Source organism: Halioglobus maricola, assembly GCF_009388985.1.
Taxonomy (GTDB): domain Bacteria; phylum Pseudomonadota; class Gammaproteobacteria; order Pseudomonadales; family Halieaceae; genus Halioglobus; species Halioglobus maricola.
In genome coordinates this window covers 1,339,118-1,357,247 of the sequence record NZ_CP036422.1, presented here as the reverse complement: position 1 = coordinate 1,357,247, position 18,130 = coordinate 1,339,118, and the positions used below count along the sequence as shown (strand labels likewise).

Below are 18,130 nucleotides of genomic sequence, written 5' to 3'. Positions count from 1 at the left end.
AAGTATAGGCCTTTTGGCTCAGATGCAGAGGCTACTTTTGTCGCATAAGCCCCTGCTGCATCACCGTGGCCACATGGTGGCCCTCGCGGGTATAAAAACGGCCGCGAACAAGTGTACGGCCGCCACTGTTGCGCTCAAGATCCGCCGTGTGGAGCAGCCATTCATCCGCACGGCAATCTGCGTGGTACCAGATAGCGTGATCAAGGCTGGCCACTTGCAAACCGCGATCCCTGTAAGAGCGCCCGTGTTGAATCAGGCCCGCGTCCAAGAGCATGGTGTCGGAAAAATAGGTCAACAGCGTGCGATGAACCGCAGGATCGTCTGAGACCGGGCCTGTCGTTTTCATCCAGTTGTACAGGCGCCCGGGTATCTGCTGAGGTTCGCGCCAGTTAATGGGCACGCCCATGCGCACGTCGAGGTCTTCTCCATCGGTAATCATAAAATCTTCGTTGAGGGCGTCATTCTCCAGTGCCCGCTGGCGCTCTGAAGGCAGCTCTTCAGGGGGAATGAGATCTGCCGGCATCTCGGGCTGGTAATCGAAACTATCATCGGGCAACTGGAACGACATTGAAGATACAAGAATCGGTTTCTCGTCCTGCAATGCCACCACGCGGCGCGAACTGAAACTGCCGCCATCGCGAGCCCGTTCCACTTCATAGTGAACAGGTTTGCTGCAATTGCCCTGACGCAGGAAATAAGCGTGCTGGGAATGGATGGCGCGATCGTCTGCGACTGTCTGCTGTGCTGCACTTACCGCCTGAGCAAGTACCTGGCCACCGTAAATGCGAAAGCCTTTAGGGTGCATGTTCTGGCCCAGGTAGCGGTCGTCCCCAAGGGATTCTGGTTCGAGTACATGGAGTAGCTGTTGCAGCATGTTTGATTCCGGCTTGAGATGGGTAAGAAAAGAAGAGCCATTATCCAGAAATTCGATTCTGTGCCAAACTTATGCCGCTATTTTTATATCGAGTGAACTTAATGCGCCAGGACATCAGCCCCTACGATCTGCGTCAGGCAATACGCTGCGGCGAATTCACCGGTCACACCTCTGGATTCGCCCCCGGCTTCGTGCAGTGCAACCTGGCGATTCTACCGGCAGACTGGGCATCGGATTTCCTCCGCTTCTGCCAGGCAAATCCCAAGCCCTGCCCGCTGGTCGGCATGTCGAACAGCCCGGGGGACACCGCTTTACCACCTTTGGGGGATATTGACATACGGACTGATGTGCCAAGCTATCGCGTCTTTCGCGATGGCGAATTTAGCGAGGAAAGAACGGATCTCTCCGCGCTGTGGCGCGACGATCTCGTGGTGTTCGCCCTGGGCTGCTCCTTCTCTTTCGAAGAGGCACTGCTGGCCGATGGTCTTGAGGTGCGCAATATCAGCCAAGGTGTCAACGTCCCCATGTATCGCACTGACATTGACTGCACCCCGGCCGGCCCTTTCAAAGGCAAGATGGTAGTGAGTATGCGTCCATTTAAGGCGGCTGATGCGATCCGCGCCGTGCAGATCTGCACTCGATTTCCGTCGGTTCACGGCGCTCCAATTCACCTTGGAGACCCCGGGCTGATAGGTATCGACGATCTTGGGGTGCCTGACTACGGCGAAGCGGTCTCCATTGCCGATGACGAACTACCTGTATTCTGGGCCTGCGGAGTCACCCCACAGGTCGCGCTGGAAGCGGCCAGACCGCCCCTGGCGATCACCCACAGCCCGGGACACATGCTGGTAACCGATTTACGCAACAGCCAACTGGCTGTGCTCTGAGGAAGGAACGATGCTGCTGAACTGTGATCTGGGCGAGAGCTACGGGAGCTGGACCATGGGTCTGGATGCCGAGGTCATGCCACATATCGACCAGGCCAATATTGCCTGTGGTTTTCACGGCGGCGATCCTCTCACAATGCAAAAAACGCTGGCGCTGGCCGCTGCGCATGGCGTAACCATTGGCGCTCACCCTGCCTACCCTGACCTAGCGGGTTTCGGCCGTCGTTCGATGGCACTCTCCGCCGAGGAAATCATCGCCAGCGTGCACTATCAGGTGGCGGCAATCGACGGAATGGCAGCAAGCGCTGAGCTAAATCTGGCGTATGTAAAGCCCCACGGCGCCTTGTACAACGACATGATGGCCAAGCGAGAAGTACGAGCGGCTATTATGCAGGCGGTTTCTTCTTACCACAGACCTCTTAAGTTGATGCTGCAGGCAACGCCGGACGCCGCGGAGCATCGCAGGGAAGCCGAAGAATTTGGGTTGAGCCTGCTGTTCGAAGCTTTCGCCGACCGCTGTTATGACGACGATGGCAAGCTCTTGTCCCGACGCAAGTCTGGCGCTGTCCACTCTCGCGACAAGATGCTGGCCCAGGTGAAACAACTGAAGACGCAGGGCACACTCACCACCGTGAGCGGTCACACTCTGCCATTACATGCAGACACTCTCTGCGTGCACGGCGACAACATCGAGGGTGTCAAGGCGATACAGGATATTCGCGCCTTGGTTGCCGGAGAGTAACGCACCGTGGAACTGCACAACGCCGGCGAGAACGCCCTGATGCTCTATCTCGGCACCGAAACCAGTCCGGGCGTTTCGGCGCGCGTACAAGCCGCCGCTAGCGCGGTTGAAGCTATTCTTGGCGAAGACCTGATTGATCTGGTGCCCTCCTACGCGTCGCTGCTGATCATCTACAATGCATACACCACCGATCACATGAGCGTGAGCCATCGTGTGTGGGCTTGCCTTGAACAACTTTCAGAAGCGGTTGAAAACGGGGGCACTACTGTGGTGCTCCCCACTTACTATCATCCCGAGGCAGGTGAAGATCTGGAGCACCTCGCAGACAGCACAGGCCTGAGTACGGACGAAATCATCAATATCCACAGTGGCACCGATTACCGTGTTTACGCTATCGGTTTCGCCCCCGGGTTCGCCTATCTGGGCCAGGTGGACGAGCGTATCGCCGCGCCACGGCTGGCAACACCACGATTGAAGGTTCCGCGCGGTGCTGTGGCCATCGCCGACCGCCAAACCGCAGTCTACCCCGCCGTATCCCCCGGTGGCTGGAACCTCATTGGTCGCTGCCCGCAACGCATGTTCGACCCGACGGCAACACCTACCATGCCGGTCAGCGTTGGCGACCGGGTTCGCTTCGAGCCCATCGAACGCGCACGTTTTCTGGCGCTAGGTGGCGAGCTGTGAGCTTGCGAGTCATCCAGCCCGGCATTCTCAGCCTGCTCCAGGATAGCGGTCGTATGGGTCAGCATCGAATCGGCCTCACCAATGGCGGCCCGCTGGATCCCGACGCGTTTAACACCTGCAATCGCCTGCTCGGTAATTCTCCGGGCAGCACCGCAATTGAGGTGAGTTTTGGTGGCTTACAGCTTGAAAGTGAGGTCGACACTTTCATTTGCCTGACAGGCGCTGTGATGAATCTTCGTATCAATAATATCGAACAGCCCCGCTGGGAAGTCCTGCAGATAAAGGCAGGTGACAGTATCAATCTAGAGTTTGCCGAACGCGGCTGCCGCGCCTATCTCGGCGTGGCCGGGGGCTTCCAAATCACGCCCAGCTTCGGCAGCACTGCCACCGTGGTGCGCGAGCATATCGGCGGCCTGAACGGAGAAAAATTAGGCGCTGGCGACGCCTTGCCCTGCGCAGAAGTACGCGAGCGTGAGCGCCTGTACCTGAACGAAACACAGCAGCCTCGCTATCAAGATACAGCGACCGTGCGCGTTATTCCCGGCTATCAGCAGCATAACTTCGACCGCTACCAGCAGCGCCGCTTCTTTTCGCATGGCTTCACCGTGAGCGACCGCTGCGACCGCATGGGCTACCGGCTTGAAGGCCCCGCTATCGAATGCGACATTGAGGGCATACTCTCCGAGGGCATTTGCTTCGGCGCAATTCAGATTCCAGCTGACGGTCAGCCTATCGTCCTGTTGAACGACCGCCAGACAATCGGCGGCTATCCGAAAATTGGTTCTGCCTTGTCACTGGACTGCGCCCACCTGGCACAACTGCGCCCTGGTGGCGATGTACATTTCGCAGCTATTACGCCTCACGCGGCGCACAATGCCCTGCATCTTGCGCAAAGCTTTCAGCAGCGCCTCACCTTCAAGGAGCGCCGCCAGTGAGCGATCTCGAACTCAGCATCGCCATCGAAAACGCACTGGTGGCACGCAACCTTCGCAATATGAAAACGGCCCAGGCGGCGCTGGAGCCGGGCTACTACCTGCGCGCCGCACGGCGACTGCAGGGCATCGATGGGACGGTGATAATTGGCACCGGTTTTCCAGTCACCGACACCTTCGAGACAGACGGCCCGGTCGGCGCTATCGCACTTTACAACGCGTTGCTCGCTCTGGGAGCAACGCCGGTCTTTGCTTGCGGCAACCCTCTGGCGCACTGCCTGAAAAATGACTACACCGTGTTAGAACTGAATGCGCGTGACGTACCCTCGTCCCGCCAAGAGGCACGCGAACGCCTGCAAGAACTCGCGCCCGCAGCAATAGTTTCAATAGAGCGCCCCGGCCTTAGCGATGACGGCCGCTACTACAATATGCGCGGCGAAGACATCACGCCTCGCAGCGCATTCTTTGATGCCTACATGGACCTCTCAGACTGCCCCACCATCGCGATTGGCGACGGCGGTAATGAGATCGGCATGGGCAATATCCGCGAAGCCATCGCTACATTGGATATCAAGGCCTCTGCCACCACCTGTGATGAACTACTGGTGGCCGACGTTTCAAACTGGGGTGCCTACGGCATTATTGCCCTGCTTGGGCGCTGGAGTGAACGCGACCTGCTCGCTGAAATTTCGCCGTTGGCCATTCTCAATTACTTGTCCGGCCATGGCAGCGTAGACGGGGTCACCCGCGAAAATACGCTTACCGAGGACGGCCTCGAGGCCGAAGAAGGTCAAAATATAATTCGCGAATTACGCGAACTCAGTGGATTTGCGTAGGAGTAATTTAAATGAGCATTGTTTACCTGGATGGCAGTTACATGCCGATGGACGAAGCCCGCATCTCGCCCATGGATCGCGGCTTCCTGTTTGGCGATGGCATCTACGAAGTGGTGCCCTCCTATAGCGGCAAGCTCGTGGGTTTCAAACCGCACCTGGAGCGAATGCAGGATGGCCTGGACGCCATCGAGATCAAACTGACGGTCGATCAGGACCAATGGCGCGAAATAGCCGACCAGCTGATCAAGCGCAACGGTAGCGGCAATCTGGGGATATACTTTCACGTGAGCCGAGGCGCAGATACAAAGCGTTCGCACGCCTACCCGGAAGATATTGAACCGACTCTGTTCGCCTTCGCATTCGAGATACCACCGGCTCCGATCGCGAACAAGAGTGCCGCGACACCCTACACGGTTACCACCGCAGAGGACCTGCGCTGGAAACGCTGCAACATCAAGTCTACGGCCCTGTTGGGCAACGTGATGCACTACCAGCAGAGCCACGCCGCAGGCCACTCCGAAACCATCCTTTTCAACCAACACGGTGAGCTTACCGAGGCCGCTGCCTGCAATGTGTTCGTCATCAAGAACGGCATTGTCTCAACGCCATTGCTGGATCACCAGAAACTACCGGGAATTACGCGCCTTATGCTACTAGCGATTTTGCGCAAAGACGGCAGCATCCCGGTGCAGGAGCGTGTCATTAACCGGGAAGAACTGGAAGACGCTGACGAGGTATGGATCACCAGCTCTTCCAAGGAGATCGCACCCGTAATTGAAATTGATGGCAAGCCGGTTGCCGACGGCCAGGTGGGCGATGTTTGGCTTGCAGCCCAGAGCCTTTACTCCGCGCAGAAATTTGATTTCTGATGCGGGCTAACCAGGCCAGGCTGGACCTGGACGCGTTGCGCCACAATCTGGCCCACGCGCGTTCACTGGCGCCTGCAGCAAAAGCCATGTGCGTGGTCAAAGCCAATGGCTATGGCCACGGCGCTCTCACGATTGCCCGCGCGCTTGAGCCGCTCACCGATGCACTGGCCGTCGCCTGCATCGAAGAAGCACTGGAACTGCGCAGCGGCGGTATCACATGCCCCATTCTGCTATTGGAAGGCGTGTTCGAGGCCAATGAGTTGCCACTGGCATCAGAGCAGAACTTCTGGCTGATGATCGACAATCGACAGCAGCTCGAATGGCTGGAGCAGGCCGAGCTGGCGACGCCGGTAACATGCTGGCTGAAGATCGACACCGGTATGCACCGGCTGGGCGTGGTAGCAGAAGATGCCGCTGAGTTTCACGAGCGCCTCATGGCATGCGCCAACCGCACCGGCGAATTGGTCACCTGCACCCACTTTGCCTCCGCAGACGAACTCGACAACAACCAGACTGAAAGACAGATAAGCTTGTTCAATAAAATTACTGCCGATTTTTCCGGCCCCCGCAGCGCCGCGAACTCACCAGGCGTACTGGGCTGGCCAGATGCTCACTACGAGTGGATTCGCCCCGGCTATATGCTCTACGGCAACTCCCCCTTTCCCAAACCGCACCCCAATACCGAGGCTCTGCTCCCAGTGATGACACTCGCCTCTGCAGTCATCTCGATACGCGATGTGGAAGCGGGAGAAGCGGTGGGCTACGCCGCCTCCTGGACCGCGGAGCGGCCCTCAAAAATCGCCACGGTGTGTATCGGCTACGGCGATGGCTATCCGCGTCTGGCGACCAATGGCACTCCCGTGCTGGTGAATGGGCGACGCGCACCGCTGGCAGGTCGCGTCTCCATGGATATGATTACCATCGATGTTACAGACCTCGACGACGTGAGCATCGGTGATGAGGTTGTGCTCTGGGGCCCTGAGCTGACCGCAGGCGAGGTGGCCACACATGCCCAGACCATCGGCTACGAACTGACTACCCGCATGCCCGAGCGCACACCACGGGTGATCATAGCGCCCTAATCCATTACCATAGTGGGATGGACCGCAAGCAAGGGCCGAACCCACTTGGCTGAAGAACATAAAGACACCGTTCCCGATGGCAGCCTGCTGGCCGCAATCGATATTGGCAGCAACTCCTTTCATCTGATTATCGCCAAGATTGAGCACGGTGAGATTCGCACCCAGGAAGTGCTGGCAGAGAAAGTACAGCTGGGCGCCGGCCTGGAAAATCACCAACTCTCCGAGGAAGCCGTCGAACGCGGCCTCGCCTGTCTCGCACGCTTTGCTCAGTTGCTCTCGAGTGTCGAACCGACCCGTATCCGCGCCGTCGGCACTAACGCGCTGCGCCAGGCGCGGAATCGCCTGGACTTTACCCTCCCCGCCGCAGACATTCTAGGCTGCCGAATAGATGTGATTTACGGCCACGAGGAGGCGCGACTCGTGTACCTCGGAGTCGCCCATACACTGGCTGACGACGCTCAATCGAGGTTAGTGGTGGACATCGGCGGTGGCAGCACCGAATTTATCATCGGCGAACGCTTCGAACCCAAGCGACTCGAAAGCCTGCAGATGGGCTGCGTGTCATACAGCCGAGACTTTTTCCCCAACGGCCATATCAGCGCGAAAAACTACCGCAAGGCCTACGACCAGGCGCGGGTGGAAGTCTCCCATATTCGCCGCCACTATCGCTCAAAACACTGGGCCGAAGCAGTGGGATCATCCGGCACGCTCAATGCTATCAATGCGATCGTCGCCGAACACGGCTGGAGCGAAGGAGGAATCACCCGTAAATCTCTCGATAAACTCGAGAAAAAACTACTCAAGTTCGAACAATTTGATGAGATCAAACTGGACGGTCTCACAGACAATCGTCGCAACGTGATCGTAGCCGGTGTAGCCATTACCACTGCACTGTTCGACATTCTCGGCGTCGAGCACATGCGCACCTCTAAAGGCGCCTTGCGCGAAGGGGTAATCTACGACCTGATGGGCCGGCTCAGCCATGAGGATGTGCGCGAACGGACAGTCAACGCCCTGATGCAGCGCTACAGTGTCGATCAAGACGTGGCCGAACTTGTGGAAAGACGTTGCCAGATCCTGTTTGCAGCGTGCCGCGGCCCATGGAAGTTGGCCGATGAAGATTGGGAGCTACTCCTTTGGGCCGCGCGCACCCACGAGATTGGCATGGCGATCTCACACAAGCACTTCAATCGACACACCGCCTACCTGCTGCGCAATGCCGACTTGCCGGGTTTCTCACAGGAGGAACAGGAAAGCCTTGCGGTGCTAACCCAGGGCCAACGTGGCAAAGTACCCACGGAGTTGATCGATGAACTTCCCAAACAGGAACGCCGCAGGGCACTGTACTTGCTGGTAATACTGCGCCTGGCAATGCGTCTAAAGCACGTAGAATTTCTGGAAGAACTACCCGCGTTCGGTATCGTTGCAGAAAAGATGACATTGGCACTTGGTTTTCCAGAAGGTTGGCTGGAAAGCCACCCGCTTACCGCCAGCGAATTGGAGCAGGAGTGCTCAGCCCTGGGGAAGCTGGAGTTCAGCCTCTCACTGAGCTGAGTTTCAACTCTCTTCCCCAATATCCCCAAGAAACGACAGCAAGAACGCGTTGACCTCGCTGGACGCTTCCAATTGCACCATGTGCCCGGCACCAGGAATCATCTCCACCCGGCGCAAGTGAGGAAAGATCGCCCGCATCAAGGAAATGGGGTCGTCGCCATGGAATCCTTCCAGGTCAACGTCGTGCTCGCTGCCAATGAAATAGGCTGGAACTGCACTCTGCACGCCTTCGTAAGGTCTGCGCTGCTCCCATTTCAAATCCATCGAGCGATACCAGTTCAGCCCGCCGGTAAAACCTGAGCGGCTGTACTCACTCACAAACACATCCATTTCCTGCTCGGAGAGCCACGGCCAGGGCAAGGGTGGCGGCTCCGCCATCGCATCAATATAGGATGTGCCGGGTGGATGCTTAAAGCAGTCAAAGTAATTTCCGGCGCCACTCAAGGTATGAAATACCTTGTGCAGAAAACGCCGTGGCTGGGCTGCGAGCTCTTCATCGGCCCGAGGTGGCTCCCGGAAGTATTCGATGTGCAGAAAGTGTTGTTGACCCATGCGCTTGTACTCGGCCAACGGCGGTTCATCAGGATTGTGCGGCGCTGCAGGATTTTCCAGACCAATAACAGCTGTGACTCGTTCAGGATGGCGCAAAGCCAGGTCGTAAATCGCAAAAGCCCCGAAATCCAGCCCCGCGAACACTGCGCTCGGTATCCCTAAATGGTCCAACAAGCAAACCAGGTCAGCCGTGATCGTATCCACGTCGTAGGCGTCGGGCGCAGCGGGCGCGTCCGTCTGCCCCATGCCCCGCATATCCGGTGCGATGACCCGGTGACCTGCCGCCACCAAGGCCTCCATCTGCCGATGCCAGCTGAACCAGATGTGCGGGAAGCCGTGGCAAAGCACTACAGGCGGGCCCTCACCCTGATCCACATAGTGCATTCGAATGCCGTTGATCTCGGCATGGTGGTGGTTCCAGTTCATCACGACGGGCACCGCTCAAGTAACTTCTTGAGCCGTTGCATCCGCTCTGCGTACTGCCTTTCCCGCTGACTTTCCGGTACACCATCCCAGAGTTGCTGGAGAGCGCGCATCTTATTGCCACCGATCATTTTCTCGAGACCTTCTTCCGAAGTATAACTAGGCGACAGACCTTCCTCTAGAATCGTGCCGTAAGGGCCTGCCTGCACTTTCAACGATAAAACCAACGCGACGAGTCCTCTAAAAATCGCATGCTTACTGCAATGACTTAATCCAAATGGCGGAACTGACGGCCCGCTCTTGTATCCAGGCCGGATCAGGCACAGGCATCCCCAACTTTACCGCGTCATATGTCGACCAGCGAGGCGTCGGAATTTCCAACGCACGTGCATAGTAGAATGCCTGCTGCTCTGGCCTGTAGTCCGGGTCCCGCCAGATTGTGCGCAATTCGGCATCGCCAATACTATTAGTATAACGGCCGCGCACCACGTCGACTGTATTTCCGACAGCGGCGAGCCGCCCCCCGCTGGCATCCCGCTCGCGTAAACCTGACGCGGCAACGTCATACACTTTCTCATGACTGTTGCCGCTTGAATCTACCCATCCCTTGATCACTTGAACCCGGTCCAGGTTCGCACCCTCGGGATCTTTTGCTGCCCAGATGAAAAAATCCGGTGATTGGCCCGTACCTCCATTTAGTACCCCGCCCATCGGGACACCCTGAGCATAAGCCACATCGATAGCCCTCGCACTTTGCGCCATCCCCTCTGGATAGTCCCAGCCCGCGAAGAACCGCAGACGAAGACGCGATCCGCTCGTAGCGTAAGTCTCTTTACGAAGAATCGCTGCAAACAGTGAAGCGCGGGTATTCTCTTGCGCCCATACCGCCGCCAACCCCATTGCACTCCAGCGATGCATCGTGGTGCGCTCATGCACCTGAGGGGAGTACGCCCCCAACCGAAGGCCGGGCGTTCCGTCGAGTAGCGGCAACTTGCCATGGTAATCCGCTTCATTGGCCGGGCTGGTAGCATTATGGCTGTCGGTGCTGCCAATGACACCGAAGCGGTAGGGGTTAAAGCCTTGTGCGTGCTGCAACTCCATTCCCAGTCGCAGGGCATCGCGAACATAGCTACCTTTAACTTCGCGTTGTGGCGCGTCCGCCATTACAGGTTGCTCTACCAGCTCAAAGTCAGCGAATTCGTCGGAGGGGCTCAGATCAGGGTGAGTCTCGGACTGCCCCTTCACCTGAAATATTTCGCTTACTGGCTCTATCCGAGAGCGGAGTTCGGCAAGCTCACGACTCAAGGGTGTACCGTCATACTTTCGATCGGAAAACATAAGCCCATTACTGAGATTACTGTTGTGGGGTATCGCGATCACCGAGTGACCAGAACCTCGCTGCCGTTCAAGCTCTCGCCAGAGGTCCTCCGGGTTTTCAGACTCCAGCGACGACCACGGCATTGCAAGCACTTTCTCGTCACCATATAACACCACCCTGTGCAGGTGCTGATCCTCCGGCATCGACGACCACTCGTAAGCGATGAACGTCGAAAAGCTACCCGGCACATTGTGTTCTGATGCAGCACGGGCAATATCCTCCCACGCGTCTCGACTTGCACCGGCAAGTTCTGGCACCCCGAAATTACGTGCACGCGCTTCACCCGATGAAGATCGCATACCTTCTCTCATAAAACGCCAGAGGTACTCGTAGGCATAACCTTGCAGCGCCGCGCGCAGAGCTGTGTCGTGAGATTCCGTTGCCTTTGCCGGTTCTTCGAGTTCGGCTTTACGGCGTGCAATACCCAGATACTCAGCGTGATCACTGACCGCTGCAAAATCCAGTGGCCTGTCTATCTGCACCGGGTAACCCACCCCATGAAGTATCTTGCCACCGCGGGCGTAGACATAAGCATCTTTCGGATAGGCCCGCACACCCATGGTATATGCGTCGAAGGAATAGCTGGAATGGATATGAAGATCACCGAAAAACACCTGCCGCAAGGGATCAGCAGACACCGCATCTGACGGCATCGGCGGAGACAACTCGACATCGGCAAACGAGAGCGTCGGATCTTCCACACGATGACATCCGCCGGCGGCAAGCATTGCCATGATAGTGAGAACCGCTGCAGCACAGCTTTTGATCGTGTCTATACTTACTGAACGTGAAATAGGGGGCCTCTTGTCGTGTCTGACTTCGAATTCTTGTCGGTGCTCGTGTCCATTGTTATCGGTCTCGGGCTCACTCACCTGCTTGCCAGCTTTGGGAGCGCCTTCTACAGCAAAACGCTGAACAGAATGGACGCCGCACACATAGCGTGGACAGTGACCATCTTTTTTATTCTGGTACTGAACTGGTGGGTGTTCCTGCTGTGGCGCGAGTTCGACAACTGGAATTTCGCCACCTTCTTCCTGGTCGTGATCTGGACCACCGCGATGTACATGCTCACCATTATCTTGTACCCACCCAATCTACCGGATGATGCCAATTATCGCGATGTTTTCGAGCAAAACCGAAGCTGGTTCCTGATCAGCTTCGTGGTCATGTGCCTGCTGGACATGCTCATCAGTGGACTCAGAGATGGCCGCTTGCCAGACACCTTCTACCTCGTCTTCGTGGGCCACTACGCCCTTGTGGCCTTGGTTGGAGTCTTCGTTTGCAAACGCTGGTACGACCTCGGTGCTGCGCTCTATATATCTACCACCATGGTGCTATGGAGCTTTATCGTCCGGCATACTGTGTGACATAAAAAAGGGCGACCCTGGGGCCGCCCTACTTTGCAACATGGCTGCGGACTACAAGTCGTAGCCGCGCTCATCGTGAAGCACCAGGTCGAGACCCTGGGTCTCCTCTTCCTCATCGATGCGCAAACCAACGATCACATCTACAAACTTGAGGATGATCCAGGAGGCGACAGCGGTATACACAAAGGTCGCGACCACGCCAGTGGCCTGCACCATCATCTGGCCACCGATGCTTTCGATACCATCGGAGAAACCGTTGCCACTGAAAATGCCCAGTTGCTGTGAAGCAAACACACCGGCCAACAGTGTACCGAGGATGCCACCGACACCGTGGACCGGGAACACATCGAGGCTGTCGTCGATTTTGAGAGTGTTCTTGATCCAGTTAGTAGCGAAATAACACACAACGCCCGCAGAAAGGCCGATGACTACAGCCGCAGCAGGACCGACAGAACCGGATGCCGGGGTGATTGTACCCAGGCCTGCGACCATACCGGTGACAATACCCAGCACAGAAGGCTTACCATGACGGATCCACTCCATCGCCATCCAGGCCAGCGCTCCGGCTGACGCAGAAAGGTGAGTGACGAGCATGGCCATGGCTGCGCTATTATCTGCTGCAACGGCGGAGCCGGCGTTAAAGCCGAACCAGCCCACCCACAGCATGCCGGCACCGGCGACTGTCAGAGTCAGGTTATGCGGAGGCATGGCCACTTTGCCATAGCCCTTGCGTGGCCCCATCATCATCGCTGCCACCAAAGCTGCCACGGCCGCGGTGATATGCACCACAGTGCCGCCAGCGAAATCCTGCAGGCCCATATTGCCGAGCCAGCCGCCACCCCACACCCAGTGACACACGGGAGCGTAAACTACCAGCAGCCAGATAGAGCTGAAAATCAGCATCGCGGAAAAACGCATGCGCTCAGCGAACGCGCCCACAATCAACGCTGGGGTAATGATGGCAAACGTCATCTGGAAGGTGGCAAACAGGGTTGATGGAATGCTGCCATTCACACTGTCGATTGATATGCCCATCAGGAAAATATTGCCGAAGTCGCCGATAAAGGCGCCCTGCTCTACCCCATCAGAGCCGAAAGCGATGGTATAGCCCAAAGCAAACCAGAGCAGCGACATCAGGCAAGTTAGTGCAAAACACTGCATGAGCACCGACAAAACGTTCTTGACCCGCACAAGGCCGCCGTAAAACAGCGAAAGGCCCGGAATGGTCATAAAGAGGACCAGGGCGGTGGCGGTCAAAATCCAGGCGGTGTCAGCCTGGTTGATTTCACTGGCGCTGGCCGCATTGGCGAACAGCGCAGTGCCAGCGAGCAACGCCAGCTTGTTCATGGTACGCATTGTTATTGTCCTCAGAGTGCTTCTTCGCCGGTTTCACCGGTACGAATACGAATACTTTGTTCCAGCGGTGCGACAAATATCTTGCCGTCGCCAATTTTACCGGTGCTAGCGGCCTCACAAACTGCATCGATAGCCGCATCGACCTGAGCATCAGCAATCGCAATCTGGATTTTGACCTTGGGCTGAAATTCCACCAGGTACTCGGCGCCTCGATAGAGTTCTGTATGGCCTTTCTGGCGGCCGTAACCTTTAACTTCTTCCACCGTCATTCCGGCTATGCCGATCTGGTGTAGTGCCTCGCGAACATCATCCAGCTTGAAGGGCTTGATGATGGCAGTCATCATCTTCATGAAAATCACCTTTGCTTTATTTTTGTTGCGGCGCTGCGCGCCTCTCCATCCACCTGGCCTGCGGCGGCCGTTCCAGCGGAGGTCTGATCCTGCCACATAACAGGGCGAAATTTAAGCGTCACTGCATGCATTTTGGTGCACAGGCACCACTATCAGGCATCAGCGGTTGGATATCGCGACCACGGCCCGTTTCCAGTGCCATAATGAGGCAGTAACACAGACTTTGTGGTATCAATAGCCTCCGCCTGATATCACTCTGCTAACCGAGTAAATGTCGCTGCCTTCTAAGGATCGAACATGCACAAAACTGTCTTTGCCACTGCGGCCGCCCTGGCCCTTAGCTCCACCCTCAGTCTCGCCCAGGATGCTCCGGCCGTCAGCGAGCCGCGCCACGTCATTCTGATCATAGGCGATGGCATGGACGAGCAGCAGGTCACCATCGCACGCAACTATCTCAAGGGTGCAACCGGCGAACTGCTGCTGGATAAAATGCCCGTTAGGGGGGCCTCCCAGATCCTGACCGTGGAGGACAAGGTTAACGGCAAGCCGCTCTATGTCGCCGACTCCGCCAACACCGCCACCAGCATGGCAACCGGGGTTGTAACCAGCCCGGCGCGGATTGGCACCACCGCCGGAAGTGATCAGGATATTCCCACCATTATCGAATTGGCACAGACGGCAGGCTATCGCACTGGCATTGTGTCCACGGCCAGTATTACCGACGCAACACCTTCGTCCTTCGCGGCTCATGTCGCTCTGCGATTCTGTGAAAACCCGGACCAGATCGAGAAAGTCGAATACAAAGGTATTGATCTTGGCGGCTGCCCACAGGACATGAAAAAGAATGGTGGGCCAGGCTCAATCTCAGAGCAGCTTGCGGTTTCTGGTGTGGACGTTCTGCTCGGCGGTGGCAGCCAGCACTTCACGCCAATGGCCGAAGGCCAGAACAAAACCGTGCTGGAAGTTGCCCAGGACGAGGGATACCAGATCCTGCAAAATGCGGATGAGCTCACTGCCGCCCGCCCCGGAAAGCCATTGCTTGGCCTGTTCTCTCCCAGCACCATGCCGGTGCGCCTCCAGGGCGAAGGCGGCCGGATATCAGAACAGCCAGAGCCCAGCCTGCTTAACTACGTTCACGACTACCTGGGAGACGTGACCTTGCCCGAGAGCATGGAGTGCGAGCCCAACCCGGAGTTCGCCGCTGTTCCCACGCTCAAGCAGATGACAGATGCCGCTCTGACCCACCTCGCACAGGATAACGACAGAGGTTTCTTCCTCACCATCGAATCCGCCTCGATCGACAAACAGTCACACGAGCGCAAGCCCTGTGGTTCGATCGGAGAAGTGGAGCAATTGGACGAAGCACTGGCCAGCGCCTTGGCATTTGCTGACAAAAACCCGCGCACCCTCATCATTGTCACGGCGGATCATTCCCAAGCGGCGCAGTTACTGGCCTTTCCGAGCATGTTCGCCAAGTATCCCATCCCCATCTACAGCCCCGGCCACGTGTCAGTGATCGAGACACCCGAAGGCGGTGCCATGATGGTGAACTACGCCACCAGCAATTTTATAATGGAAGAACACACTGGAGCGGCTGTACCCCTGTATGCAAACGAGGAGGGAGAAGGTTTGGTGCCGCCCTATCTGCGCCAGCCAGAAATCTTCGGCATCATGAAAGCCTATCTGGGTCTCTGATCAGAGATTGACCCAGCTATTGAGCGCCCTCAGGCGAAAGGTGGTGCCGCCATAGGTGAGCACCACCGAATCGGCAAGAATCTCTTCAACTTTAAAACCGTTAGTCTTACCCCCGGTGGCTATTGATTTGCCATTAAGCGTTACCCGCGACTGGGCCGGCTTGCCGGAATAATCGTGGCGATGATAATAGAGCGTAGGTATGTCGTCCTTGACCTGTTGGGACAGGGCTTCCAGAAAAGGCGCCGGATGCTCCTCCAGGCGCGCATTCTCTAACTCATCTTCCGCCAGCTCCAGCATCGCCTCTAGATCGATAACATCCTCACGTACACTGTCAGACACGACGGGGTCGACTGCTGGCGCTGGCTCAGCTGCGGCCGCGACAGTCGGCGCGTTGGGGGCGGATTCCCGCTGGGCGTAGAGCGCACTGACCTCCGCCTGCGGTTGTTGTGCCAGGGCTGGCACTGCGGGCCCGGTTCGCGCGGGAGCAGTTGGCAGACGCAGCTCAGGCCTGGGCAAGGTTTTAGGCTGAGGCTCGGATTTGGGCTGTGCTCCGGGCTCGGGCTTAGGTTCGGGCTTAGGTTCCGACACGGGTGCGGGCTTTGCCGCCATTGGCGCTTCGCTTATGTCGTGCACCGCTACTGGAGCGTCCTCACCAATACGATCCAATAGCAATACCACGATGATGAGCAGCGCCACCGCCAGCGCTACCCACAGCGCCCAACGCTGGCCAGCATCGTGCTCCAGTTCACCGCTGTGCTGGGTTGCGATGCTTGGCACATCGCCCTGCTCCGTGCGAGAGCGGTTCAGTGCATCCAGAATCAGAGACAAGCGGTTTACCTCATTGCGCGGCGGACATGTCCGCCAGTTGCTGTCGCAGCGTGCTCGCTGACGGGTCGATGCCCAGCGCAGAATTTAACTGTTGCAGAGTCTGTACGCCCACGACACCATCTGCCTCCAGCCCCTGCGCCCGCTGAAACATCACCACCCGCTGCTTCAACGCGGCATTAAATCGACGCTCAGTTAACGGGCGCGCCTGCCCATCGAGGCGGGCGAACAGTAGCGCGACCTCAGCGACCGCATCGCTCGCGTCACCTTCAGCGATTGGGCGTTCGAACGCCGTGGGAGCACGCCACAAAAAGCGATAGCCGCCATTCCAAAGCGGGGCTAACTCAGCCAATGCGAGTCGTTGCGCGGAACCATTGGCGTCCACTACCCAGGCATTGCGTCCCTCCACGCCCAACAATATGGCCGCGGCTGCGAAACGCTCAGGCGTGACGAGTGGTACTAACAGCGGACGGTCAAACACGGTCAACTCATCCCAGGTGGTCACCTGGCCGTCACTGCATACGAGAGCTGGTTCAATTTCGATACTGCACAGTTCACCGCCAAAAACCTGCGGCGAATGGAACGACCACAGCAACGCCTCGGCATCGGCGGGCGACAGCAACCAGTTGTCTGTAGGCGCCGGCACTGCTGCAGTCGCTGTCTGCGCTACTGCGGCTTCCGGCTCGGGGAAGTTCTCTGCAGCCTCCATTGACTGAGCAACGATTGGCTCTTGTGCTACTGGCTCTTGTGCTACTGGCTCCTGTGCTACCGGCTCCTGAGCAACCGGGTTCGAGGCAATGGGTGCCTGCTGCATATACCACCAGCCGCCCCCGGCAAGCAACGCCAGCACGGCGGCGGCACCCACCCAGGGCAGCCAGGCCGCAGATGAGACTGGCGTCAACTCTTCTCCCATAACCTCGCGGGTGGCGAGCCGCAACATGGCCATGTCGGCGCGACTCTTGCCGCGGCCGTAGGCGCCGAGCATGATTCGGTCACACAGCACATTGATCAGCCGTGGAATACCGCGGGTTTGACGGTAAATGCCTTTCACTACCGCCGGTGGAAAAATTTGCCGGTCTGCAGTCATACCGGCCACCTGCAATCGGTGCTGTATGTACGCACCGGTCTCGGCCAGATTCAGTGGCTCGAGATTATAGCGAGCGGTAATCCGCTGATTGAGCTGACGTAATTCCGGGCGCGCCAATAGCTGCGCCAGCTCGGGTTGGCCGATCAGAATGATTTGCAGCAATTTCTCGCTGTTGGTCTCGAGGTTCGTAAGCAGGCGAATCTGCTCCAGCACTTCAAAATCAAGGTGCTGCGCTTCATCGATCATCAACACCGTCTTACGACCCTTGCGATGATTCTCCAGCAGATAGCTGTGCAGGGCATCGGTCAGGCTCTTGAGGGTATGTCCCTGCCGATCGTACTCAATGCCCAACTCATCACAGACCGTCGCCAGCAACTCCATCGCGTTCAGGGCTGGATTCAGAATAATCGCTACATCGGTGTCCTGGGGCAACTGCTCCAACAGACAGCGATTAATCGTGGTTTTGCCGGTGCCCACTTCGCCCGTGAGCAGGATGAACCCTCCGCCGGCACCCACGCCGTAAAGCAGATGCGCCAAAGCGTCCCGATGCCGCGCACTCATAAACAGGTAGCGCGGGTTCACGGCAATGGAGAAAGGCGCCTCGTTGAGGCCAAAGTACTGGTGATACATGCGAGGC

The 18,130-nt window shown here is 57.6% G+C and carries 17 protein-coding genes; 10 read left to right on the top strand and 7 right to left on the bottom strand.

Annotation, left to right across the window (positions count from 1 at the left end):
* Nucleotides 1–31: 31 nt before the first annotated feature.
* Complete coding sequence (locus EY643_RS06140) at nt 32–874, bottom strand: acyl-CoA thioesterase (RefSeq protein WP_152661368.1); 843 nt, start codon at nt 872–874, stop codon at nt 32–34.
* A gap of 101 nt (nt 875–975) precedes the next feature.
* On the opposite strand from EY643_RS06140, the gene EY643_RS06135 reads away from it, so the two are divergent.
* The 8 genes from EY643_RS06135 to ppx are packed head-to-tail and all read left to right on the top strand — an operon-like array spanning nt 976 to nt 8,460.
* Nucleotides 976–1,761 carry a putative hydro-lyase gene (locus EY643_RS06135; protein WP_152661367.1) on the top strand — a complete coding sequence of 262 codons (786 nt, stop codon included), beginning with the start codon at nt 976–978 and terminating at the stop codon, nt 1,759–1,761.
* A gap of 10 nt (nt 1,762–1,771) precedes the next feature.
* Nucleotides 1,772–2,503 (top strand): 5-oxoprolinase subunit PxpA, encoded by a 732-nt coding sequence (locus EY643_RS06130; RefSeq protein WP_152661366.1) that lies wholly within the window; start codon nt 1,772–1,774, stop codon nt 2,501–2,503.
* Nucleotides 2,504–2,509: 6 nt separating this feature from the next.
* The gene (gene pxpB / locus EY643_RS06125; RefSeq protein WP_152661365.1) at nt 2,510–3,187 is read left to right on the top strand and encodes a 5-oxoprolinase subunit PxpB; all 678 of its coding nucleotides are present in this window, start codon (nt 2,510–2,512) and stop codon (nt 3,185–3,187) included.
* Nucleotides 3,184–4,122, top strand: a complete 939-nt coding sequence (locus EY643_RS06120; RefSeq protein WP_152661364.1) for a 5-oxoprolinase subunit C family protein — start codon at nt 3,184–3,186, stop codon at nt 4,120–4,122. The genes pxpB and EY643_RS06120 overlap by 4 nt, the downstream gene beginning before the upstream one ends.
* The gene (locus tag EY643_RS06115; RefSeq protein WP_152661363.1) at nt 4,119–4,955 is read left to right on the top strand and encodes a glutamate cyclase domain-containing protein; all 837 of its coding nucleotides are present in this window, start codon (nt 4,119–4,121) and stop codon (nt 4,953–4,955) included. Before EY643_RS06120 ends, EY643_RS06115 begins: the two co-directional genes overlap by 4 nt.
* An 11-nt stretch (nt 4,956–4,966) precedes the next feature.
* Nucleotides 4,967–5,824 carry an aminotransferase class IV gene (locus tag EY643_RS06110; RefSeq protein ID WP_152661362.1) on the top strand — a complete coding sequence of 286 codons (858 nt, stop codon included), beginning with the start codon at nt 4,967–4,969 and terminating at the stop codon, nt 5,822–5,824.
* A complete protein-coding gene (alr, locus tag EY643_RS06105; RefSeq protein ID WP_152661361.1) occupies nt 5,824–6,906 on the top strand; it encodes an alanine racemase in 1,083 nt (360 codons plus the stop codon). Before EY643_RS06110 ends, alr begins: the two co-directional genes overlap by 1 nt.
* 45 nt (nt 6,907–6,951) lie before the next feature.
* The gene (gene ppx / locus EY643_RS06100) at nt 6,952–8,460 is read left to right on the top strand and encodes an exopolyphosphatase (RefSeq protein WP_152661360.1); all 1,509 of its coding nucleotides are present in this window, start codon (nt 6,952–6,954) and stop codon (nt 8,458–8,460) included.
* A 3-nt stretch (nt 8,461–8,463) separates the two neighbouring features.
* Here the strand turns inward: ppx and EY643_RS06095 are convergent, their stop codons facing one another.
* Nucleotides 8,464–9,438: an alpha/beta fold hydrolase gene (locus tag EY643_RS06095; RefSeq protein WP_205743163.1), complete on the bottom strand. Its 975-nt coding sequence runs from the start codon at nt 9,436–9,438 to the stop codon at nt 8,464–8,466.
* A 252-nt stretch (nt 9,439–9,690) separates the two neighbouring features.
* On the bottom strand, nt 9,691–11,547 hold the full coding sequence (locus EY643_RS06090; protein WP_240732840.1) for a DUF3604 domain-containing protein: 1,857 nt from the start codon (nt 11,545–11,547) through the stop codon (nt 9,691–9,693).
* A 75-nt stretch (nt 11,548–11,622) separates the two neighbouring features.
* Here EY643_RS06090 and EY643_RS06085 point away from each other — a divergent pair, with 75 nt between their 5' ends.
* Nucleotides 11,623–12,180 carry a hypothetical protein gene (locus EY643_RS06085; protein ID WP_152661358.1) on the top strand — a complete coding sequence of 186 codons (558 nt, stop codon included), beginning with the start codon at nt 11,623–11,625 and terminating at the stop codon, nt 12,178–12,180.
* A gap of 51 nt (nt 12,181–12,231) precedes the next feature.
* Here the strand turns inward: EY643_RS06085 and EY643_RS06080 are convergent, their stop codons facing one another.
* Nucleotides 12,232–13,527, bottom strand: coding sequence for an ammonium transporter (locus EY643_RS06080; protein ID WP_170287483.1), 1,296 nt, complete (start codon nt 13,525–13,527; stop codon nt 12,232–12,234).
* Between the two features lie 20 nt (nt 13,528–13,547).
* Entirely contained in the window at nt 13,548–13,886 is a 339-nt protein-coding gene (locus tag EY643_RS06075; RefSeq protein ID WP_152661356.1) for a P-II family nitrogen regulator, read from the bottom strand.
* A gap of 297 nt (nt 13,887–14,183) precedes the next feature.
* Here EY643_RS06075 and EY643_RS06070 point away from each other — a divergent pair, with 297 nt between their 5' ends.
* The gene (locus tag EY643_RS06070) at nt 14,184–15,581 is read left to right on the top strand and encodes an alkaline phosphatase (RefSeq protein WP_152661355.1); all 1,398 of its coding nucleotides are present in this window, start codon (nt 14,184–14,186) and stop codon (nt 15,579–15,581) included.
* Here the strand turns inward: EY643_RS06070 and EY643_RS06065 are convergent, their stop codons facing one another.
* Nucleotides 15,582–16,409, bottom strand: a complete 828-nt coding sequence (locus tag EY643_RS06065; RefSeq protein WP_152661354.1) for a general secretion pathway protein GspB — start codon at nt 16,407–16,409, stop codon at nt 15,582–15,584. It abuts the gene before it with no gap.
* Nucleotides 16,410–16,419: 10 nt separating this feature from the next.
* Nucleotides 16,420–18,123 carry an ExeA family protein gene (locus EY643_RS06060; RefSeq protein ID WP_153240928.1) on the bottom strand — a complete coding sequence of 568 codons (1,704 nt, stop codon included), beginning with the start codon at nt 18,121–18,123 and terminating at the stop codon, nt 16,420–16,422.
* Nucleotides 18,124–18,130 lie beyond the last annotated feature (7 nt).